Genomic DNA, 22,925 nt, shown 5'->3' on the forward strand with positions numbered 1-22,925 from the left:
GAACCTATTAAAATAAAGAAGGCGAAGCCTGATTAGCCATTACCGGTATTTTTAAATCGGTTCCAACTGCTTTATTCAGTTTTTCGGTAAAATAAGCAGAAAATAAAGGGGATGACAGCTCTACATTCTGATGTACAAAAAAATAAAGGTTCTGCAAACCCTCTTCTTTCCAGCTGACAATTTTCTCAATCCAATCGTCCAGACGTTTTTTGTCGATTTCATCATCATTAGCACCTACGAAGCGTACAAATGCCGTCGGAGTGGTTAAGCGCATGTGCAGCATGTCTCTTCTGCCAGAAGTATCAACGATGATGTTTGTGATGCCATTGTTTTCGAAAAGCTTGGCAAATTCATTTGAAATGGCCGGGTTGGTAAACCATTCTGTATTTCTCACCTCAACACCCAACGGAATTACCTTTGGAAATTCGTTGATTACGATTTTTAACCTTTCGAAATCTTTTGGTTTAAAATTATCGTGAAGCTGAAGAAAAGCCATGCCCAGTTTATCCTCAAAATTACTAATCGCATCGCAGTATTGCTCAACAGGTTCTTTAACGTTGATCAACCTTTTAAAGTGACTGATCGTATTGGTGAGTTTGGGGAAAAACTTAAAATCTGCAGGTGTTTTTTGCGTCCAGGTAATTACCTGCTCACTTGTCGGCATGCCGTAAAAGGTGGCATTTAGTTCGATCGAATTAAACTGGGTTGAATAGTAGGTTAATTCATCTTTTGTCCCTTTTGGATAAAAGCCTTTTAAATCGGCTTTGTTCCATTTTGCACAGCCCACAAAAGCTTTAAAATCCTGTTTAGGTTTATTAGCTGCCAAAATTGCTGCTGTTTCAGGTGCATCCGCAGGAAGGGTATAATCTATAATCGAAGGGTCGTCTACTTTACCGAATTGCATTTTTAAAGGTTTTAGGTGTAAGGTAAAAGGTTAAAGGCAATAAATACCTTAGCCTGTTGAACCAAGGTATTTGCATATTGTAAAAATAAGAAACTTGTTCTTTGCTTTATCTATTGTGGAAAGTTTGTACTGAAAACACTCAATTATTCCGATAGGAAATCCTCATTAACTTTTTGAGCGGAGTATAACAGGGCTGACTTAATATCCTCTTTTTCTAATACCGGATGTTCCTCCAGGATTTGTCTTTCATTCATGCCGGCTGCCAATAGTTCAAGTATATCAGAAACTGGAAACCTTAATCCACGTATTGTGGGTTTTCCACCCATCAAACCATCTGTAGAAGTGATCCGATCGAATAATTTAATCTGTTCTTGTGCCATACTCAAATATAAAAAAATACCCCAGTTTAAAAAACTGAGGTATCTGTATTATGTGATATAAAATTTTACATTTTCAGGTATTTGCAAACTGCAAACTCCCAACTGAAAACTGAATTAGTAGCCCAGTATCTTCAATACTTGTTTACTATTCTGTTCCTCTCCAAAAACCTCAAAATTGAAGCTTTCATCACGGTTTCTGCGGATTAAAACGTGTTTTGGACTAGGCAATAAACAATGGTGAATACCACCGTAACCGCTTAATACTTCCTGATAAGCACCAGTATGGAAGAAACCTAAATACTGTACCTTACGGGTTTTAGGCATAAATACACTGTTCATGTGCGCTTCCTGGTTATAGTAATCCTGTCCGTCGCAGGTAATGCCACCTAAATTAACACGTTCGTATTCGGCATCCCAGTTGTTGATCGGTAATAAGATGTATTTTTGGTTCAATGCCCAAACATCAGGTAAGTTGGTAATGAACGAACCATCCAGCATCAACCAGCGCTCGCGATCGTTCTGTTGTTTACGTCCCAATACTTTATAAAGAATTCCTGAGGCTTCGGCAACGGTATATTTACCAAATTCAGTAATAATATCCGGTTCCATAACCTCGTGGATGGCGCAGATTTCCTTGATCCTTTTTACAATCTCGTTAACCATGTATTCGTAATCGAAATCGAAAACCAGCGAATCTTTAAATGGCATACCGCCACCAATATCAAGGGTATCTAAATCAGGGTTGATTTTTTTGAATTTGCAATAAAGTGTTACATATTTCTCCAGCTCGTTCCAGTAATATGGCGAATCGGTAATACCCGAGTTAATAAAGAAGTGCAATAATTTAACCCTGAAATTAGGGTTATGAACGATTTTATTGTTGTAAAAATCGATAATATCTTCCATACGTACACCCAAACGCGAAGTATAGAACTGCGAATCAGGCTGCTCTTCTGCTGCGATACGGATACCCAGGTTACAAGGCGTATCAATATCAACCTCATCATCAAAAAGATTAAACTCTTCTTTGTTATCTAAAACCGGGATAATATTGGTATAACCATCGTGCAGCATATCAATGATATACTGTTTGTACTGGTAGGTTTTAAAACCGTTGCAGATAATGGTGGTATCTTTCGTTAATACCCCTTTTTTCTCTAAAGCATCAACCATCGGCATATCAAAAGCCGAAGAAGTTTCCAGATGGATGTTGTTTTTTAAAGCTTCTTCTACAATATGTTTAAAATGCGAGCTTTTGGTACAATAGCAGTACTTATAATCACCGCGGTAATTGTTCTTTAAAATAGCGGTCTGGAAAAGAATTTTCGCCTGCTGAATCTTCTTACTTACCATTGGTAAGTATGTGAAACGTAGGGGAGTACCGTAAGTTTCGATCATTTCCATCAGGTTTAAATCCTGAAAATATAATTCATCATCTATAACATCGAATCCCTCCTGAGGGAAACCAACACTTAGATCAAGAAATTCTGAGTAACTCTGCATTTACTTTTAAATAATTTTTGCAAAAATGTAATTTTAAATCGAGAATTAATCTTTAATAAAAATATTTTTACTGTAGGGAAACGCTTAGCCTAACTACAAAAGTTGAGCATAAATTGTTTTGATAGAAAAAAGTAGTATGATGATTTGATAATATGTTGTAGTACAGTTTGTTGTGTAGCTTAAGGGTTTGGAAAGCAGGTTCCTGTTTCAATCGGTTTGGGTTGGTCCTGCTCTGCACTTTACTCTCCCGATGAAAAATCGGGATCGTGTTCGTTCCGATCAGGTTTATTGAAATTAGGCTGGTGCTGCTATTTACGGTTTAATAGCGAGTGCATTTAATGAAAAGGTTTTTCCGTGTTTTCAGTGCATCCGTGGCAAATAAAAACTAATAAAGCGGTTCGTGAGGACACGAACCACGGAACAGAGCAAAAAGCAGTATGATGATTTGGTAATGTATTGTATTACAATTTGTTGTGTAACTTAAGGGTTTGCAAAGCAGGTTCCTGTTTTTTATAGGTTAGGCTTTGTCCTGCTCTCCACTTTATCCCGAAGAAACCTGTGCAACAAGCAAGCATACGAAAAATAATAAACAACAATGCTTAATTCGGGATGTTCGTTCCAATCAGGTTTATTGAAATTAGGCTGGTGCTGCTATTTACGGTTTAATAGCGGGTGCATTTAATGAAAATGGGTTTTCCGTGTTTTCAGTGCATCTGTGGCAAAAAAAACTAATAAAGCGGTTCGTGTCCTCACGAACCACGGAACAGAGCAAAAAGCAGTATGATGATTTGGTAATGTATTGTATTACAATTTGTTGTGTAACTTAAGGGTTTGTAAAGCAGGTTCCTGTTTTTATAGGTTAGGCTTTGTCCTGCTCTCCACTTTATCCCGAAGAAACCTGTGCAACAAGCAAGCATACCAAAAAAAATAAACAACAATGCTTAATTCGGGATGTTCGTTCCGATCAGGTTTATTGAAATTAGGCTGGTGCTGCTATTTACGGTTTAATAGCGAGTGCATTTAATAAAAAGGGTTTTTCGGTGTTTTCAGTGCATCTGTGGCAAATAAAAACTAATAAAGAGGTTCGTGAGGACACGAACCACGGAACAGAGCAAAAAGCAATATGATGATTTAGTAATGTATTGTATTACAATTTGTTGTGTAACTTAAGGGTTTGTAAAGCAGGTTCCTGTTTTTTATAGGTTAGGCTTAGTCCTGCTCTCCACTTTATCCCGAAGAAACCTGTGCAACAAGCAAGCATACCAAAAATAATAAACAACAATGCTTAATTCGGGATGTTCGTTCCGATCAGGTTTATTGAAATTAGGCTGGTGCTGCTATTTACGGTTTAATAGCGAGTGCATTTAATGAAAATGAGTTTTCCGTGTTTTCAGTGCATCCGTGGCAAATAAAAACTAATAAAGCGGTTCGTGAGGACACGAACCACGGAACAGAGCAAAAAGCAATATGATGATTTAGTAATGTATTACAATTTGTTGTGTAACTTAAGGGTTTGGAAAGCAGGTTCCTGTTTTTTATAGGTTAGGCTTTGTCCTGCTCTCCACTTTATCCCGAAGAAACCTGTGCAACAAGCAAGCATACCAAAAAATAATAAACAATGCTTAATTCGGGATGTTCGTTCCGATCAGGTTTATTGAAATTAGGCTGGTGCTGCTATTTACGGTTTAATAGCGAGTGCATTTAATAAAAAGGGTTTTTCGGTGTTTTCAGTGCATCCGTGGCAAAAAAAACAATAAAGCGGTTCGTGAGGACACGAACCACGGAGGAAATTAATCTTTACCCGGCAAATGTATCTCAGCCAGCATGCACCTTGCACTGCCGCCTCCATTTTTTTCGATGGTGTAAAGCGGTGCGTAAATAATCCTGCTATATTGTTCAAGGGCAGTAATCTGTTCTGCATTTAATGATAAATAAGCCTGTTCAGACATAACCAGTAAGTTTTCGCCGGCTGCATTGGCAACCTGCAGCATATTACCTGCAAATTTATTCATCTGATCTAAACTAATCTCTATAACTTCTTTTCCAGTGCCTTTTAAACTGATGGTTACGTTCAATCTTTCTTCAGGATCTTTAATAGAATCGAGGCAGATTACCGCAAAACGATCGCCGATGCACATCATTACATTAGTGTGGTAAATCGGGAAATTTGTGGCATCCACTGCCTGGAAAGCCACTTGCTCGTAACCAGTAAGCATGCAGAAATTATTCAGTACTTCTTCATCGGTACGCACGCTTAGGCAGGCATATGCATTTTTATTGGTTCGGTCTAAAACCATGCTTCCCGTTCCTTCTAAAAAGGCGTGCTGATGTTCATAAAAACTTAAATCGCTAATGTGGTTTACTTCGAATTTATCTTTCAGTCCATCTAATATTTCCCTGCGACGCTCTAACCTTCGGTTTTCAGAAAACATGGGGTAAAGGTACACCGAGCCGTCTTCGTGAAAGGAAACCCAGTTGTTCGGGAATATAGAATCGGGTGTTTCAGGTTCCAAAGTATCGTCCACTACGGTTACATCCACACCGTTTTTGTACAAAAGGTCAACAAAAGCATCAAACTCTTTTAAGGCTTGTGTTTGTACATCGCTCCCGGTAGAAGCAACCTGAAACTTATTATTTCCTGCCGTTTGCTCGTTGAACTTAAAATCAACAGGGCGGATCATGAGGATATGGTTGGTCGTCTGCATAAAGGTAAAAGGTAAAAGGCGTAAGGTTTAAGGTTGCATACGCTAAAAAAAACATTCAATATCAGACATTTATGATATAGGCAAATTGAACCTTAAACCCTATACCTTACGCCTTAAACCTTAAAGGTTGTCTCTTAAAATCGGTAAACTCATACAGTGGAAACCACCACGTGCACGTGATAATTCTGCGGAAGGCATTAAAATCAAGGTATCGGTTATCGTTTCGGCACTTACTTTACCACTTTCTAAATCCTGTACCAGATCTTTCACATCTACCACATCAAAGCCGGCAGCCTTAAAGGCCTCAACGGTTTTGTCGTTCCTGTCGTAGCCTAAAACCACACCTTCTTTAATGGCCAAAAGGTTGCAAGAATCTGTCCATTGCTCACGCGAATCGTAAGGGAACTGATTATTTCCGCTATAAATAATTTTGGTCGGTTCGGTGCTTTTTAAGTCGTTCTGACTAATATCATTTAACAAAGCTTCTACATGTTCGAAATGTTTAGGTTCCTGCGGATTAGCTTTTGTAAACTGAATGGCCGTTGTTGCCTCCAGTTTTTCTGGCTCTTTTAAAAAATTAATCGGCTCATAAGGATTATATTTTGGTGAATGCGCAATCGAATTCAAAATTACCCAGGTATTGCGTTTAACTTGCGTAAAAACAGTATCCAGGTGCATATAATCACGTTTACTCGGGATTTTTACCACGGTAACTTTTTCCACCACATCCTGGTCGAACAATAATTTAATGGCTTCGTTGGCGCCATGCTCCGAAGTTCTCTCGCTGCAACCAATCAGTACATGGTTCGGGCTTACCATCATTACATCGCCACCTTCCAAAGTGGTGCTGAAAGCAGGCTCGTCGCCGGGACGTAAAAAGTGCATGGTAACATCTGGGATTTCCAGAATATTGTTTCGGTAAGCTTCAAATAACGGATGGTTAAAGAAAATATAACGCATTAAAAGCGTTTCGCGCACACGTGCTTTTTTAGCCGGTTTGTTTAATAAAATGTGGTTATTAATGGTGGTGCCTACATCCCTGGTGAAAATGAGGTTTGGGATAGGTGCAAAAATCATCGTATCGTTGGCCAGTGTTCCGGAGATAAAAATCTCGGCCAGTTGTTTCGGATCGGTATTAGTGAGTTCTAACTGTACTTTATAGGTACAGCCCTCAATAGCGCATACCGCTGCAACCAGTTTTTTACGGATCGATTCGTTTTCGAGCATTTCGCTCAACAGGTTCTGTATCTCGATTACCGATTTGGAATTATGAAAATCAGGATGATTGGGTTTGTAAAAATTACGGTCTGATGCTTCCGAATCTATTTCGGTCAGTTTCCCTTTGATCTTATCAGGATCAAGAAAATACATCAATAGTTTAATATAATAATCGTATTCGCCCTTACGGATGGTATCTAAATGTACAATATCTTCGAAAAGCCAATCCTGTGCTTTGGAGGGTACTACTTTACCTAAACCACTATCCGGACTATGTATCAGTAATTTACGCAACCTGCCAATTTCGGTGTTTACGCTTACTTTAAAGTTTTGATTCTGCTCGCTCATAAATAAGTTAGTTGTTACAAATCTATTAGAAATTTTGACAGTCCGAAAGTCCGGGGTCCGAAAGTCGGAAGATATAGTTTGAAAATAAGTGCTGGATAATTATAAAGCCAATGGGGTTAAGGCTATAAGCATCCTATCTTCCGACCTCGGACCTCCGACTTCTGACTTTTTCTATTTGCACAGAGCCAACATCTTTAAACCTTATTGAAGCGGCAGCTCCCGATTTGAAAAAACGGGACTACAGCGGAAAGAAGGACTACTGGCACCGATAAGTATTAAAGTAACCTTTCCAAACCTTTTTAAAAACGTTATGAATGAATTTTAGCTAAAAAATCTTCGGACTCCGGACTCCCGACTTCGGACTTTTTTCTCTATTTTTGGCACATGAATTTTATTATTGCCGCAACACAGAAAGCCATCTCCGAACTTTATCAGGAAGAAGTTGCCGAAAGTGTGATCAACATACAAGAAACCCGTAAAGAATTTGAAGGACAGGCAACTATTGTTGTTTTTCCGATCACCAAAATCTCGAAAAAATCGCCTGAGCAAACTGCAAATGAAATTGGTGAATATTTAGTCGCCAATGTAGCTGAGGTAACCAATTTTAATGTGGTTAAAGGCTTTTTGAACCTGAGTATTGCAGAAAGTTATTTCCTTAAACAGTTTAACGAAGAAATTTTAAAGCCAGATTTTGGTGTTTATGCGCCGAACGGTAAAAAGGTAATGGTAGAATATTCGTCGCCAAATACCAATAAACCGCTTCACCTGGGCCATGTGCGTAATAATTTATTGGGCTATTCGGTTTCTGAGCTGTTAAAGGCTTATGGTTACGATGTAGTGAAGGTAAACCTGGTTAATGATCGTGGGATTCACATTTGCAAATCGATGCTGGCCTGGCAAAAATGGGGCAATGGGGAAACGCCTGAAAGTACCGGTTTAAAAGGCGATCATCTGGTTGGGAAATACTATGTAATTTTTGATAAGGAATACAAAAAGGAAATAGACGCTTTAAAAGCCGAAGGGCAAACGGAAGATGAAGCGAAGAAAAATGCTCCACTGATTAAGGAAGCACAACAAATGCTTTTGAAATGGGAACAGGGCGACGAAGAAGTGGTTTCTTTATGGAAAACGATGAACGAATGGGTTTATGCGGGTTTCAATATTACTTACAAAAACCTTGGGGTTGATTTTGATAAATTCTACTACGAAAGCAATACTTATCTGTTAGGAAAAGGTACGGTTGAAGAAGGTTTGGCCAAAGGTGTTTTCTTTAAAAAGGAAGATGGTTCGGTGTGGATCGATTTAACGGCTGATGGTTTAGACCAGAAACTGGTTTTACGTGCAGATGGAACCTCGGTTTACATTACACAGGATTTGGGTACCGCCGAAATGAAACATGACGATTTCAACATGGATGAGTCGATTTATGTGGTGGGAAATGAGCAGGATTATCACTTTAAGGTATTATTCCTGATTTTGGAGAAACTGGGTAAAAGCTGGGCGAAAGGTTTATACCACCTATCGTACGGAATGGTTGATTTACCTAACGGTAAAATGAAAAGCCGTGAGGGAACAGTTGTTGATGCAGACGAACTGATTGAAAGCATGGTAACTACCGCCCGTGAAAAAACGGAAGAATTAGGTAAAACCAACGATTTTAGCGAAGCAGACAAAGAAGAATTGTATAAAAACATTGGTTTAGGCGCTTTAAAATATTTCCTTTTAAAGGTTGAGCCTAAAAAGCGTTTATTATTCAATCCTGCCGAAAGTATCGATTTTCAGGGAAATACAGGTCCTTTTATTCAATACACGCACGCGAGGATTAAATCGCTTTTGAACAAATCTGATTATAAGTTTGGCGTTGGGAGTTTGGAGTTTAGCGGGATTAGTGATGTAGAGTTGGAAATGATTTTGCAACTGGCTAAATATCCTGCAGAAATAGAAATTGCCGCTAAGGCATACAGTCCGGCGAGTTTGGCCAACTATTTATATGAATTGGCGAAATTGTTTAACAAATTCTACCATGAAGTGCCGCCAATCGTTAAAACCGAAGAAGGTGAAGTGAAACAGTTTCGTTTAAACCTGAGCAAGAAAACTGCAGATGTAATTAACGCAGGTATGCTGATTTTAGGGATTACGTCGCCGGAACGTATGTAAGATGGAAGAGGTGAGATGGATGATGGCGAGCGATTAGCGATCCCCACCGGTTCGTCATTTCGACTGAAACGCGGTGAAATGGAGAAATCTACGGCTCTTCATTTTAAAGATTCTTCACTCCCGAATATTCGGGACAAGTTGCGTTCAGAATGACAAAAGCATAAAAAAGCATCGCCGGGTTAAACCTAACGATGCTTTTTCTTTTCTATTTAAAGACTAAAGACTAAAGACTAAAGACTAGGTACTACTTTCCTTCAATCCCTGATTTCGTTGCAACAGGTTTCTTTTTTCTAAAGTTTGGAAACATCATCGGGCTTTTTGCCGGACGCTCATCGCCCAATAGTACACCCCATTGCTTAAATGATTCGGTACGGTCGAACACGATTTTAAGCACGGCTACAATTGGCAGGGCAAGGAACATTCCGGAGACGCCTGCAATACTTCCGCCTATAAATACTCCCAGAATGGCAAACAAAGCATTGATTTTCACTTTAGAGCCTACAATACGCGGCATCAATATGTTGTTGTCCAGAAACTGAACAAACGCAATTACACCTAAAACGGTAAGTACAGGCCATAATTCCTGAGAAGAGGTTAGAGTAAGTAAAACGCCGATTACATTGCCTATTAAAGCGCCAACATAAGGAATCAGGTTTAAAATTGCGAAAATTACGCCGATTAACAAAGCATGTTTAATGCCGATCAGCATCAATATTCCACCCAATAAAATGGTCATATAAGTAATCTGGATCAATAAACCAATGAGGTAACTTTTAATGATCGATTCAGTTTCATAAATGGCTTCTTTCACCTTTGGATGATCGTCGGTTTTAAACCACATAAAAATGAAACGTAATAAAATGTCCTTATAAAACAGCATCAGGTAAATGTAGATCGGTAACAGGCCTATAAATACAAAAATACCGCTCAGTGTTACCGCTGTACTGCCTGCGAGGGAAGTTCCCATATTCATCAGGTCGTCACTTTTATCCTGGATGAAGGCTTTTTGCTGTTTATCGTCGTAATGTGTAATGCGACTGATCCAATCGCTTAACGAATTAATGTGCTGCGTTACATTGGCTTTTATTTGCGGAAAATCTTTTACCAGAATACCAATCTGATTGGAAAAGAACCAGATAATTAATGCTACAAATAATGCAACCAATAATATAGGCAGGATAATGGCGAGCGTTTCCGGAAATTTTTTCCTTTTTAAAAAGCGGTAAACAGGCAACAGCATAATACTAATAAAAAATGCCATCAGCATCGGCATAATAATGTCGCGTCCGATTACCATTACCGCTACAACAGCCATAAGGCCCAATAACTCAATAGATCGTTTAACGGTTAGGGGTAAATTGTTAGTCATAAAAAAGTTTATCTGATTAGGATTTAAACACAGTTGTTGTGAAAAAGTTTGGTTTAGATGGAAAATGGAAGGAGTATGATGGATGATGTGTCGCGGTTAGTGTTGGGCGTTAAGCGTTAATAGGTCATAGTCGGCAGTCCGGAGTCCGAAGTAGACTGATCGCCAGGGTTGGAGTTTGGTGGGGAGCTATGCCATAAACCATGAACCATCAAACTATTGACGAATAAACGAATGACAACTGAACCAACCCGAAAAAAATTACTTCCCTTACACGATATACCGATAGATTAGACTTATTTTTGCAGCTTTAATACAACACATGAACAACGATCAAGATACCATTATTGCTTTGTCTACTCCTTCAGGTTCGGGGGCTATTGGCGTAATCCGTTTGTCCGGTCCGGATGCAATTTCGCTTACCAATACCGTTTTTGCCGGAAAGGATTTAGAAAAGCAGGCTACCCATACGTTACATTTTGGTTTAGTTAAAGATGGCGATCATATTGTTGATGAAGTGGTTGCAGGTTTGTTTGTTGCGCCTAAATCGTACACCAAAGAAAACGTGGTAGAGATTTCCTGTCATGGGTCTAATTATATCATCCAGCAGATTATTAACCTGTTGATCAGCAAGGGAGCACGTGCGGCCAAACCCGGCGAATTTACCTTACGTGCCTTTTTAAACGGTGCTTTCGATTTAAGTCAGGCAGAAGCCGTGGCAGATTTAATCGCTTCAAATTCGAAAGCTTCGCACGATGTGGCCATGCAGCAGATGCGTGGTGGTTTTGCTAATGAATTAAAAGGCTTGCGTGAGCAGCTGATCCATTTTGCCTCAATGATTGAGCTAGAACTCGATTTTGCGGAAGAAGATGTAGAGTTTGCCAATCGTGAACAGTTGAAAAACCTGGTAAACAAAATCAATTATGTACTGCAAAGATTGATTTCCTCTTTCGAAATGGGGAATGTGATCAAAAATGGTGTGCCGATTGTTATTGCCGGTAAACCCAATGTGGGGAAATCGACCCTGTTAAATGCACTATTAAACGAGGAACGGGCCATTGTATCCGACATTGCCGGTACCACCCGCGATACCATTGAAGATGAACTGACCATTGGTGGCATTGTTTTCCGTTTTATCGACACCGCCGGGATCCGTGATACAGCTGATATTATTGAAGCTTTAGGTGTAGAACGTACCTTAGAGAAAATGAAACAGGCCAAACTGATCATTTATATGGCCGATGCTGCTCAAAGCATCCCTGAGATTGAAGAACAGGTGAGAGGCCTCGCGCAACTGGCTATTCCATATCTTATTCTAGTGAATAAAGCTGATTTGATTTCTACCGATCAACGCAAAGCTTTTGAGGGGTTAAATGCTGTTTTCATTTCTGCCAAAGAGAAACAGGGTATTGATGAGTTAAAAACAACCTTGCTGGAACAGGTAAACCTTCACCATATTAATACCAGCGAAACTTTGGTTACGAACATCCGCCATGTAGAAGCTTTAAAACAAACGGAAAATGCCTTGCAAATGGTATTGGCTAATGTAGATAATCCGGTTACTTCCGATTTTTTGGCTATGGATATCAAGCAGGCTTTACATTACCTCGGAGAGATAACAGGAACGGTTACTACCGATGATTTGCTGGAAAATATTTTTACAAAGTTTTGTATCGGAAAGTAAAACCACAAAAACGAAAAACTAGAAGACAAAATAAAACAGACGAAAACCGCTTAGGATCAGCATCCTAAGCGGTTTTTTTGTTTATGGAAAATTTGAATTGCTGGAATATGCTAGACAAGATTTTGGTCCTTTTTTGGTCCTCGTCTGGTTTCTGTGGTCATTTTGGTCCCCGAGTAAAATGATAGGGCGAGATGACTTTACAGAATAGCCTACTTTTTCTTGCTTTTTACTACCATTGATAGGAAGGGACATGAAAAACATGTTAACAATGATTTACGACAACAATGCATGATTGTACCAGAGAGATTACCACTGGTATAAAAGCGCCCAAAAAATTAACAAACCCAACCAAAAAATCCCGGCAACGGGAAGAAGTTTTATGAGTTCACACATTAGAATCACCAGGATCTGTCAGTTCTGTACGGAGGCATTTACCGCTAAGACGACAGTCACCAAGTATTGTTCACACAAATGCAGCAGGTCAGCATGGAAAGCCCTGCATACAAAAGCTAAGATTGCCAAAAGCCATGGTGAGACTAGAGAGATGTCCCCGTCTGCCCTAGACCTGATCAAATCGAAGGAGTTCCTTACTGTCAGAGATGCAGCACTTTTGTTAAACTGTTCCAGGCCCACTGTCTATAACATGATATCAACGGGTAAAATCCATTCGGTAAACCTTTTGAGCAAGAAAAGTATCATACACCGCAATGAGATCGATAAACTTTTTGCACTGCCGGATATCAGGCCGATGGTTCCCGACATCCAAAAAGAGCTAAACGTAGAAGCCTGCTATCATATGGCTGAAATACAGGAGAAATTCAGGATTTCGGAAAAGGCACTCTATACCCTGGTCCGCAGGAATGGTATCCCGAGGTTAAAAGTAGGTAAGTACACCTTTGTACCCAAATCAAGAATCGAATCGTTGCTAAATTCTAACCAAAAATAAATATGTCCAAGATTACACTAAGAAAAAAGAGCCTGGTCTCAGGAATGATCTCGCTCTATCTGGATTATTATCCAGGCCTTCCTGATCCAAAAACCGGAAAACCCGTGAGGCGTGAGTACCTCAAACTTTACCTTTACCCAAAACCCAAGACCGAAAGTGAAAGGAGCCTTAACAGGGAGATCCAGACTCTGGCCGAAAACATACGTGCAAAAAGGCTCCTGGAAATTCAGAACGAAGAATATGGTTTCCTCACTCCGGACAGGCTACTGGGGAGTTTTTTGGATTTCTATAGGACCATTGCTACCAAGAAGAATGGAACAACCTGTGGGGCATGGTATATGTCCTACCGCTATCTTAAAAGCTTCAGTGGAGAAACGTTACGTTTTTCCGATATCACTGCATTGTTCTGCGATAACTACAGGGCATATCTGCTGAAATCCCCGAGCCTGGGAAGCCATAACGTAAAAATTTCAAATAATACCGCCCTTGCTTATTATAACCGGTTCAGGGCAGTAATCAAGGACGCATATAGAGCGTCGCTATTAAAGGAGGATATTTTTTCTAAGACACAGTCGATCAAGGAACAGGAAACCCATCGGGAATTCCTTACCATAGAAGAATTCCAGACGCTGGCAAAGACAGATATGAAACCGGAGATATCAAAAAGGGCCGCGATTTTTTCTGGGCTGACGGGCTTGAGGTTTTCAGATATTAAAGGCCTGGTATGGGATGAGGTAAGGGGGGATACCGGGGATTTTTACCTGCAGTTCAGCCAAAAGAAGACAAAAGGGGCCGAGGTGCTGCCAATCTCCGATCAGACCAGGTCATTGCTGGGAGAAAAAGCAAGCAAGGACGCCAGAGTATTCCGAGGTCTGGAATATTCGGCAACGCGAACTTTTCTGGTCAAATGGCTGGCAAAAGCAAGGATCGATAAGGAAATAACTTTCCATAGTTTCAGGCATACCTATGCGACTTTGCAGTTGGCAGGTGGAACCGATATTTTCACGGTTTCTAAACTGCTCGGCCACAAAAATGTGAAAACTACACAGATATATACGAAAATTGTCGATTCCAAGAAAAAGGAAGCGACAACCAGGATCGTTATTGAACTTTAAATATTTAAAAAATAGCTACGTGGGGATATTTTTAGGTTACTTCCCAACCATTCCCCATAAGCGGAGTAATAACCAGGGATATTAGGAAACAGAAATATAGTTTTATGGGACAATTGACATTTGAGGAAATACCTGCCTTTTTGCAAGGCTTATCGGAAAAACTGGACAGGATCGAGGAATTATTGGGTGCGCGGCCTCAGGAAGTGCCGGAACAGGAGATCATGGATGTCACGGAGGCATCCAACTTCCTGAGATTGAAGGTATCGACCATTTACACCAAGGTATGCAGGGGCGAATTACCGGGATTTAAAATGGGAAAAAGGGTTCTTTTTAACCGGCAGGAGTTAAAGCAATACATGGAAAGTCGCCACCGGAAAAGTGGTTATCAGATACAGGAAGAGGCCGCGCTGCTCGTTCGCAGAAAACCGCTAGAGCGCATTTACCAGCATTAGAGAGAATGTTGATAATCAAGTTCAGCGGTGGTGATGGGAATTGCTTTTTTACGTTACTTTGAAAATTATCGATCGGGGCATGCCAAGAATTGAGCTGGTTTGTATTTCTTTGAGTTAGGACCTAATCCAGATTAAAAGAGATAAACATCGTTGTGCACAGGTTCGGCGCAGCTATCACTAACCCCTAATTGAAATGACATGGGAACAATTGAGTTTATAACCAGAGAAGATCTCGAACTGTTTAAACAGGAACTTTTTGCAGAGTTGAGAAGGCCGACATTTAAGGTGCCGGTTGATAAGAATAAGCAACGGCCATTTATTAAAAGCTATGAAGTCATCAAGTTGCTTGGGATATCACCCGGAACCTTACAGCACCTAAGAAAAACCGGCCAGATAAAATTCAGTAAGATCGGTGGCCTGATGTATTACAGGTACGAAGACATAGAGGCCATGATGAATGGAACAGGACGCTGAGCAGCGTTAGAACAATATCGTTGAACAGAAATTAAATGAACTCAGGATTTTCAAGGACTTTTTGCATGTGCAGCTGACTATGGTTATCAATGTTACTGTTTATCGAAGGCGCTTTGAAGAAATTGGGTAGGTACCCTATGTTTACCTGTTTTTGGTTTTTTGGGTGGTTAGGTTTGTTATTATAAAACAGGTGTGGGTTATGAAAAAAGTTGGGAATTATCGCTGATGGGGTACGGGACAATTTGCTAGAGTTGTGGGAGGTAAACTTAAGCTAAAATGTTGGGCGAGGTAGGATTGTTAGACCGAGGGACGGACCAGGTTAAAATAAACAGCATGGCAAAGGAGAAAGAGATTACAGATGTCCAGCAATCCTTCTGGCCCAAACGAAAACGGCAGGGCACTAAGACAGGAATGAGGCTAAGGATCAGGAAACTGCTCCACTCATTTCCTCCCATAGAGAAAGGTAACAAAAAGGAAGGTTAACAATGCCCAACTGGAAGGATTCTGCCCACGCGGGTACGCAGCAAGATGTACGTTTGTAGACAAACGAATCTTGCCATCCTTTCGGCTGGAGAACCGCGGCGGGACTTGCGGTTCCAAAAACATTCATTCTGTAAAGATGGCCGGTAAGAAAAAGCAAAACCAGGAAAAGCTGCTGATCCATGTGCTAAGGATTAGGATCGATCAAAAGACCTACGAAAGGCTCCAAAAGTTGATAAATAAAAGTGATTGCAGGAGCGCTTGTGCGGTAGCCCGTAAAATTATTACAGGCGCAAAAATCAATGTCTTCCATCATGATGATACCATGGGGCCAGTGATGGAGGAACTTTCCAGGACCAGAAAGGAAATACGCTCGATCGGGATCAATATTAACCAGCAGACCCATCATTTTCAGCAGTCTAAAGACAATAGCGGAAAATGGTTTTATGCCAACCGTACGCTTGAAGAATATAAAAAAATAGGGCCAAAAATCGAGCTACTACTATCTATTGTTAACCAATTGGCGAAAAAATGGTTGTCAAAATCAGAACCGGAAAAAAGATAGCAGGTGTAGTGTATTATAACGAGGATAAGGTTGCGGAAGGTAAAGCAATATTGCTGGCAGCCAACTGTTTTGCCACAGACCCGCAGGAACTCACTATTGGAATGAAGATCAATCGTTTCCAGAAGCTCACCAGGCTGAATGAAAGGACCAAAACCAATGCAGTTCATATCAGCCTTAATTTTCATAGAAAGGACGAATTAAACCCCGAAGACATGGTTCAGATTGCACATAGATATATGGAGGGGATTGGCTTTGACCAACAGCCTTACCTGATTTATGCCCATAAAGATGCCCATCATCCACATCTGCATATTGCCACTACCAATATCCAGTCTGATGGATCGCGGATCAGTCTTCACGATATCGGCAAAAAAATATCAGAACCCGTACGGAGGTCAATTGAGCAGGAATTTGGACTTACCATTGCGGAAGGCCAGAAAGCATCGAACAAAATTGAAAAAATACCAGCGCTTAAACAATTGAAGTATGGAGAAAAAGCAGTCAAAAAAGCACTTTCAGGCATTGTAAGGGCTGTAAAGGAAGGATATGCCTATTCCAGTTTCAGTGAATTCAATGCAATCCTAAAAACGTATAATGCCACCGCCATACCAGGAATGGCCGGGTCAAGGATGGAGGAGAATAAAGGTTTGTTGTATGCCATATTAGATAAGAAAGGTACAGCGATAGGTGTACCGATAAAGGCCAGTTCAATGGCAGGTAAGCCAATCTTAAGGGATCTGGAACAGGACTTTGTCCAGAAATCCGAATTGAAAACCAGGCTAAAACCCAGTATAAAAAACAAACTGGATATGCTTCTTGCCAAAGGAGTGAACTCTATGGCAGATTTTCAGCATAAACTTTCTAAAATGAATATTGATCTGGTTTTAAGCCGTACTGCCGAGGGTAAGGTTTTTGGGATGACCTATATCGACCACGATTGCAGAGTGGTGATAAAAGGAAGTGAATTGGGAAAAGCGTATAGCGCGCTGGGAATTGCATCAAGACTGCAGCCCAACCGGATACGAGGTCAAAAAACTGGTGTTCACACCCTAGGTCAACAAAACCATAAAACTACGTATGAGGAAAACGGAATTGATGTCAGTCCTTTATATCAAGCGGGCTACGAGCCTCCTGTTAGCCGGCTGCTGAAACGCAGGAAGAAAAAGAAACGTTTCATGGGAAGGGAGCAGCAACGGTGAATACGGGGGAAGATACCAATGGCCTGCGTAAGGTCATCGATTTAACCCGCTGGATCAGTTTTTTTATCCTGGGACTTCACTTTTACTTGTGCTGTTATGGATTTTTCAGGACTGTAGGTCTGCATGCTGAGCTGATGGATAGAATACTGAAAGGTGCCGCAAAAACGGGATTGTTTCATCGTCTTGTTTTTCCAAAGCTTGCCAGCATGGTATTCCTGCTCATTTCTTTACTTGGGGTGAAGGGTGGAAAGGATGAAAAGATTGTGCTGAAGCCATTGATCCTGCAGTTTATTGTAGGTGTGATTTTGTTTTTTGCGAGTATTGTTTTTTTGTGCCTGGTGGACCGCCTGGTTATGAAAACAGTCTGTTATATGGTTATCACGCTAGGAGGATACCTGATGATGATGGCTAGTGGTGCCAAAATATCAAGAATCGTAAAAGATAGTCTGGTGCCGGATATTTTCAACCGTGATAACGAGACCTTCCCGCAGGAGGAGCGTCTTTTGGAAAATGAGTTTTCAATTAACCTGCCAGCGCTATATCACTACAAAGGGACAAAGAGAAAGAGCTGGATCAACCTGGTGAACATGTTCCGGGGGGTATTGGTAGTCGGAACACCTGGGGCGGGGAAGAGTTATTTTGTGATCCGGCACATTATTTCCCAGCATATCAGAAAAGGCTTCAGTATGTTTATCTATGATTTCAAGTATGATGACCTGAGCCGTATAGCCTGGAATATGCTCAGGAAGTATAACACAAATTATGCGGTCAAACCAAAGTTTTTTGTGATCAATTTTGACAGGCCGCTGCACCGCTGTAACCCATTAGATCCAGGTGGGATGGAAGACATTACCGATGCGACCGAAGCCAGTCGGACGATCATGCTCGGGCTGAACAGGGACTGGATCAAAAAGCAGGGGGATTTTTTTGTAGAGAGCCCGATCAACTTCGTGACAGCCATGATCTGGTACCTAAGGAAATATAAGGATGGTATTTACTGCACTCTTCCCCACGTGATCGAACTGATGCAAGCTGATTACGAAGCGCTTTTTACCCTGCTCGAAAAGCAGGAAGAGATTAAAGTTTTGATCAACCCCTTTATCACTGCCTGGAAAAACAATGCCGTGCAGCAGCTAGAAGGGCAGATTGCTTCGGCCAAAATATGCCTGGCCAGGCTTTCCAGTCCACAACTCTATTATGTGCTGAGTGGGAATGACTTTATCCTGGACCTGAACAACCCCTTGCAACCCAAGATTATCTGCATGGGCAACAATCCACAGAAAATCCAGATTTATGGTGCCGTGCTTTCGCTTTATGTTTCACGTATGATCAAACTGGTTAACCAGAAGGGGAAGCTTAAAAGCAGCCTGATCTTTGATGAATTCCCGACCATTTATTTCAATAACATGGATAGCCTGATCGCAACGGCAAGGAGCAATAAGGTGGCAACCACACTCGCCATTCAGGATTTTAGCCAGTTGAGAAAGGATTATGGGCAGGAGCAGGCCGATGTGATCACCGGCATTGTGGGCAATATCATCAGCGGTCAAGTGACCGGAGATACCGCAAAGAAGCTTAGTGAAACCTTTGGCAAGATCGTGCAGGACAGGCAGAGCAAAAGTATCAACAGCTCTGATGTATCGATCAGCAAGTCCACGCAGCTGGAAATGGCTATACCTGCCTCCAAAATTGCCTCCCTGTCTTCTGGGGAATTTGTGGGCGTGGTCGCCGATAATCCACAGGAAAAGATATCGCTAAAGATGTTTCATTGTGAAATCCAGAATGATCACGCCAAAATTGCTGCGGAGGATGCTGGATTTGAAGATATCCCGGATGTTTCTTGCGTAAAGGATACCGATATACGCCTCGCTTATGAACGTATCAAGGCCGAAGTCGCGCAGATCATAGCTGCCGAAGGCAGACAGGCAGATGCGGATGGGGAAGGCAAGAAGAAGAAAAAGAAACGGAGGGGAAAGGCTAACCGTTCAACTGGTATATCCGATGGCCTATCAACCTGAAGCCTTTACCATATTTTTATTTGCCTGGGAAGTGGCCGGGGGCCAATCTCAGAATATGATTTTATTTCAATTCTGTTATTCAGTCCGATTTACTTTTCTGTTTGCTTTACTGGTGCGTTTGTGAGGAACTTTTCAATTTTACGGCAACCTAACCAGCACTTTGCAATCCAATCTGCCGGGTACAAACAGATTTATGAGCAAGAACCCGGGAATGAAAGCCCTGCGCATCGAAGTATCTTTTACTACACGTGAATTCCATTCACTCAACCTGTATTTTGCTGACCTGGCAAAGATTGACCTATTGGGTGAAGAGGAAGAAGTATTGTTGTGCAAGCGTATCAGGGAAGGGGATAGTTCCGCAGTAGAACGGTTGGTAAGGGGGAATCTGAGATTTGTAGTCACCTGTGCCAAAAAGTACGAACATATGGGACTGCCTTTAGGGGACTTGATCAATGAAGGTAACCTCGGGTTGATCGCAGCTGCGGGAAAGTTTGATGAAACATTGGGTTTCAAATTCATCAGCTATGCCGTTTACTGGATCAGGCAGGCCATGCTACTCGCGCTCGGTGAGCATTCCCGGATGGTACGGCTTCCCATGAACCAGGTCCGCAATATCACTGTGGCGCAGCAAAAAATGGGTGAATTGGAGCAGGACCTGGAACGAACAGCGACAGTGGAGGAACTGGCAGAGGCCGTTGGAGTTCCAACGCACCAGTTAGCCGAACAGTTGCATTTGGACCGTATTCCACTTTCCATCTACCAACCGCAGGGAATTGACATGGGGGACCGGCAGCTCTGCGATATTATCAGGGATGAAAGCCTGATGCCAACTGATTACCTCTCGGAGATCAATGACCGTGGGCTTTTGATTGGAAGGCTGCTTGCCGCCCTGAATAGAAAGGAACGGAAGGTTATTGAAGGACTTTATGGGATCAACTGCTCGATGGAATCCAGTTACGGGGTTGTCGCAGATAATTGTGGACTCACCTCAGAAAGGATCAAGCAGATCGAAAAAGGGGCGATCAAAAAGTTGAGGGAGCTGGTGGGGAACCGCGGTATCGTGAATGGCTGATAGATGGGACATGCTTTTGGACACTTTGCTTATCCTTGCGCTGTTTTTATGGTTCAAGCTGTTGTCCATTAGAGGGCCTTTCTTTTGGAAGAATGCGCCAGATACATGTCCTGTCCAAAAAAACGAATGGAACATGAAAATAACATTCCAGATTTTGGGATTGAAAATCAACTATTTGTGGTTACGGTTTTTGTCCAGATGGAGAAGCAATATAAAACAACAATAGAATAATGACTAATGATATCATGGTACATGGCGGAGTGCTCTTCGTTCTGGTGCTATCGGCAGGGCTCATCCTGCGGAAAAAGGGATTGCCCAAAAGTAAAGACGAGTGTCAGGATGACGATATACATTGGCTATAAAAGGTTATGAAAAAAACAAAGATATTATTGGTTGGTGCCTGTGGGCAAATCGGATCAGAGCTCACTGGAGCCTTGAGGGCGAAATATGGACGTGACCAGGTTCTGGCCGCAGATATCAGGGAACGTAGCAGGGTGACTGAAGAAATTCAGCCTTACGTGAAACTGGATGTGCTCAATAAATCTGCCCTATTAATGCTCTGTAGGGAAAAAAAAATTACTGAGATTTACCTACTTGCCGCAATGCTTTCTGCTAATGGTGAGAAAGAGCCAGCTATCGCGTGGCAGCTGAATATGGATGGCCTATTGAACGTGTTGGATGTAGCGGTGAAATGCGAAATGCAAAAAGTGTTCTGGCCAAGCAGCATTGCTGTGTTCGGTCCCAATGCGCCGAAACAACTCACTCCGCAGGCTAATGCCAGTGCCCCATCAACAGTTTATGGGATCAGCAAGGCGGCGGGCGAATATTGGTGCCAATACTATTTTGATAAGTTCGGCCTGGATGTCAGGAGCGTGCGTTATCCCGGGCTGATCAGTTACAAATCACCTCCTGGTGGTGGGACGACGGACTATGCCGTGGATATCTTTCACAAGGCACTCAGCGAAGGGAATTACCTCTGCTTTTTAAAGCCCGGTACGGCGCTCCCGATGATGTATATGTCCGATGCAATCAGGGCAACGATGGAGTTGATGGATGCTCCTGCGGAACAGATAAATGTTCGAACATCCTATAACCTTTCGGGGATGAGTTTTACGCCGGATGGGTTGGGCGAGGAAATCGGGAAGCATATAGAAGGTTTCAGGTTGGATTACCTTCCAGATTTTCGCCAGCAGATTGCGGACAGTTGGCCGGATTCGATCGATGACCAACAAGCAAGGGAAGATTGGGGATGGGAAGCTAAATTCGGACTGGAGGATATGGTAGAAGATATGTTGGAGAATCTGGTCAGGAGGGGGTATTTTGCTAAAGCCTAGTTTCTTTTTTTGTTAAGACCAGGTTTCTTAATGGCTGTCGTAACAGGAAGTATCATTTTATTTGGCATTTGATCATTGTGTCCTCTCAGATTTAGTGTGATTTTTTGGTTGGGTGAACCTGATTTAACAGCGGATTAGCAAGATGTTTAAAGCGATAATATCAACAAATATATTTTGTAACTAAATTTTAGTTGCAAATTGAATTTAAATTGTTAACTTTGGATTAGCCTTTGGGCATGCAAGCAAACCAGATTTTTAAACAGTTCAAAACGGAGGACATATGATTAATAACAAAAAAACATTATTGCTATGGCAGGTATCGAAAAATTGCTTGAAAGATTTTTGTCCGCTCCCAAGGACTTTACATGGGAAGAACTGCTAAGGGTATTGACCCATTTTGGTTTTAAAAAAATTAAGGCCGGAAAGACTGGCGGTTCGAGAAGGAAATTTGTAGATGAGAAAAAGAATATCATTTCCCTTCATGAACCTCATCCCTCCAATATTATAAAGGAGTATGCGATCCGGCAGGTGCTACTAGACTTAAAGGCCAAAGGCCACTTAAATGATGAATGACATCTTAAGTTATAAAAGTTATTACGCATCGGTACATTACAGCAGTACCGATGACGTTTTTTTTGGAAAGATACTGGCGATCAATGATCTGGTGACTTTCGAAGGAGATTCTGTGAAAGCGTTAAAAATTGCCTTTGAGGAGGCGGTGGAAGATTATCTTGAAACCTGTGCCGAGATAGGCAAGGTTCCTGATAAGACTTATAAAGGTACCTTCAATGTAAGGGTACCCGCCGATCTTCATAAACAGGCAGCACTTTTTGCAGCGGTGCATAATCTTACGCTAAACGATTTTGTAAAAAAAGCACTCGCTTTTACCCTTGCGCACAAGGAATCGACGGATTTCAGTGCCCGTTTGGAAGAAGACAATTTGCAGCCTGCATAGAACTCCCAATAAAACATTATTAAACAGTGAAAATGTCGTGGAACCGCAAC

The 22,925-nt window shown here is 41.5% G+C and carries 19 protein-coding genes; 13 read left to right on the top strand and 6 right to left on the bottom strand.

The genetic code is table 11. From position 1 onward, the window contains the following. Positions 1–7: 7 nt before the first annotated feature. The 5 genes from ACTJKC_RS01685 to ACTJKC_RS01705 all read right to left on the bottom strand — a co-directional run bounded on the left by ACTJKC_RS01685 (position 8) and on the right by ACTJKC_RS01705 (position 7,058). Positions 8–904 (bottom strand): DUF72 domain-containing protein, encoded by an 897-nt coding sequence (locus ACTJKC_RS01685; RefSeq protein ID WP_440789683.1) that lies wholly within the window; start codon positions 902–904, stop codon positions 8–10. A gap of 143 nt (positions 905–1,047) precedes the next feature. Beyond that, a complete protein-coding gene (locus tag ACTJKC_RS01690) occupies positions 1,048–1,284 on the bottom strand; it encodes a DUF433 domain-containing protein (protein ID WP_440789685.1) in 237 nt (78 codons plus the stop codon). A gap of 114 nt (positions 1,285–1,398) precedes the next feature. Then, positions 1,399–2,787, bottom strand: coding sequence for an arginine decarboxylase (locus ACTJKC_RS01695; RefSeq protein WP_025146786.1), 1,389 nt, complete (start codon positions 2,785–2,787; stop codon positions 1,399–1,401). 1,790 nt (positions 2,788–4,577) lie between these two features. Further along, on the bottom strand, positions 4,578–5,492 hold the full coding sequence (gene ctlX, locus ACTJKC_RS01700; RefSeq protein ID WP_440789687.1) for a citrulline utilization hydrolase CtlX: 915 nt from the start codon (positions 5,490–5,492) through the stop codon (positions 4,578–4,580). Positions 5,493–5,612: 120 nt separating this feature from the next. Beyond that, positions 5,613–7,058: an arginine deiminase family protein gene (locus ACTJKC_RS01705; protein WP_440789689.1), complete on the bottom strand. Its 1,446-nt coding sequence runs from the start codon at positions 7,056–7,058 to the stop codon at positions 5,613–5,615. 384 nt (positions 7,059–7,442) lie between these two features. Here ACTJKC_RS01705 and argS point away from each other — a divergent pair, with 384 nt between their 5' ends. Further along, the gene (gene argS, locus ACTJKC_RS01710) at positions 7,443–9,215 is read left to right on the top strand and encodes an arginine--tRNA ligase (RefSeq protein WP_440789691.1); all 1,773 of its coding nucleotides are present in this window, start codon (positions 7,443–7,445) and stop codon (positions 9,213–9,215) included. A gap of 244 nt (positions 9,216–9,459) precedes the next feature. Here argS and ACTJKC_RS01715 read toward each other — a convergent pair whose 3' ends face one another. Beyond that, complete coding sequence (locus ACTJKC_RS01715; protein ID WP_440789693.1) at positions 9,460–10,584, bottom strand: AI-2E family transporter; 1,125 nt, start codon at positions 10,582–10,584, stop codon at positions 9,460–9,462. 319 nt (positions 10,585–10,903) lie between these two features. Here ACTJKC_RS01715 and mnmE point away from each other — a divergent pair, with 319 nt between their 5' ends. The 12 genes from mnmE to ACTJKC_RS01775 all read left to right on the top strand — a co-directional run bounded on the left by mnmE (position 10,904) and on the right by ACTJKC_RS01775 (position 22,875). Beyond that, entirely contained in the window at positions 10,904–12,265 is a 1,362-nt protein-coding gene (gene mnmE, locus ACTJKC_RS01720; RefSeq protein ID WP_440789695.1) for a tRNA uridine-5-carboxymethylaminomethyl(34) synthesis GTPase MnmE, read from the top strand. A gap of 544 nt (positions 12,266–12,809) precedes the next feature. Then, positions 12,810–13,211 (top strand): helix-turn-helix domain-containing protein, encoded by a 402-nt coding sequence (locus ACTJKC_RS01725; RefSeq protein WP_440789697.1) that lies wholly within the window; start codon positions 12,810–12,812, stop codon positions 13,209–13,211. A gap of 2 nt (positions 13,212–13,213) precedes the next feature. Continuing rightward, positions 13,214–14,326, top strand: coding sequence for a tyrosine-type recombinase/integrase (locus ACTJKC_RS01730; protein ID WP_440789699.1), 1,113 nt, complete (start codon positions 13,214–13,216; stop codon positions 14,324–14,326). 104 nt (positions 14,327–14,430) lie between these two features. Next, positions 14,431–14,778 (top strand): helix-turn-helix domain-containing protein, encoded by a 348-nt coding sequence (locus ACTJKC_RS01735; protein WP_440789701.1) that lies wholly within the window; start codon positions 14,431–14,433, stop codon positions 14,776–14,778. 198 nt (positions 14,779–14,976) lie between these two features. Further along, the gene (locus ACTJKC_RS01740) at positions 14,977–15,252 is read left to right on the top strand and encodes a helix-turn-helix domain-containing protein (protein WP_440789703.1); all 276 of its coding nucleotides are present in this window, start codon (positions 14,977–14,979) and stop codon (positions 15,250–15,252) included. A gap of 619 nt (positions 15,253–15,871) precedes the next feature. Continuing rightward, complete coding sequence (locus ACTJKC_RS01745) at positions 15,872–16,297, top strand: mobilization protein (protein WP_440789705.1); 426 nt, start codon at positions 15,872–15,874, stop codon at positions 16,295–16,297. Further along, positions 16,264–17,496, top strand: a complete 1,233-nt coding sequence (locus ACTJKC_RS01750; protein WP_440789707.1) for a relaxase/mobilization nuclease domain-containing protein — start codon at positions 16,264–16,266, stop codon at positions 17,494–17,496. Before ACTJKC_RS01745 ends, ACTJKC_RS01750 begins: the two co-directional genes overlap by 34 nt. Then, the gene (gene mobC, locus ACTJKC_RS01755; RefSeq protein ID WP_440789709.1) at positions 17,493–19,514 is read left to right on the top strand and encodes a conjugal transfer protein MobC; all 2,022 of its coding nucleotides are present in this window, start codon (positions 17,493–17,495) and stop codon (positions 19,512–19,514) included. Before ACTJKC_RS01750 ends, mobC begins: the two co-directional genes overlap by 4 nt. Positions 19,515–19,707: 193 nt before the next feature. Further along, positions 19,708–20,586 carry a sigma-70 family RNA polymerase sigma factor gene (locus ACTJKC_RS01760; protein ID WP_440789711.1) on the top strand — a complete coding sequence of 293 codons (879 nt, stop codon included), beginning with the start codon at positions 19,708–19,710 and terminating at the stop codon, positions 20,584–20,586. Between the two features lie 368 nt (positions 20,587–20,954). Continuing rightward, entirely contained in the window at positions 20,955–21,920 is a 966-nt protein-coding gene (locus ACTJKC_RS01765) for an NAD-dependent epimerase/dehydratase family protein (protein ID WP_440789713.1), read from the top strand. A gap of 309 nt (positions 21,921–22,229) precedes the next feature. After that, on the top strand, positions 22,230–22,493 hold the full coding sequence (locus ACTJKC_RS01770) for a type II toxin-antitoxin system HicA family toxin (protein WP_440789715.1): 264 nt from the start codon (positions 22,230–22,232) through the stop codon (positions 22,491–22,493). Beyond that, complete coding sequence (locus ACTJKC_RS01775; RefSeq protein ID WP_440789717.1) at positions 22,483–22,875, top strand: type II toxin-antitoxin system HicB family antitoxin; 393 nt, start codon at positions 22,483–22,485, stop codon at positions 22,873–22,875. Before ACTJKC_RS01770 ends, ACTJKC_RS01775 begins: the two co-directional genes overlap by 11 nt. Positions 22,876–22,925: the final 50 nt, after the last annotated feature.

This window comes from Pedobacter sp. 22226 (assembly GCF_052045455.1).
Classification (GTDB): Bacteria; Bacteroidota; Bacteroidia; order Sphingobacteriales; family Sphingobacteriaceae; genus Pedobacter; species Pedobacter jeongneungensis.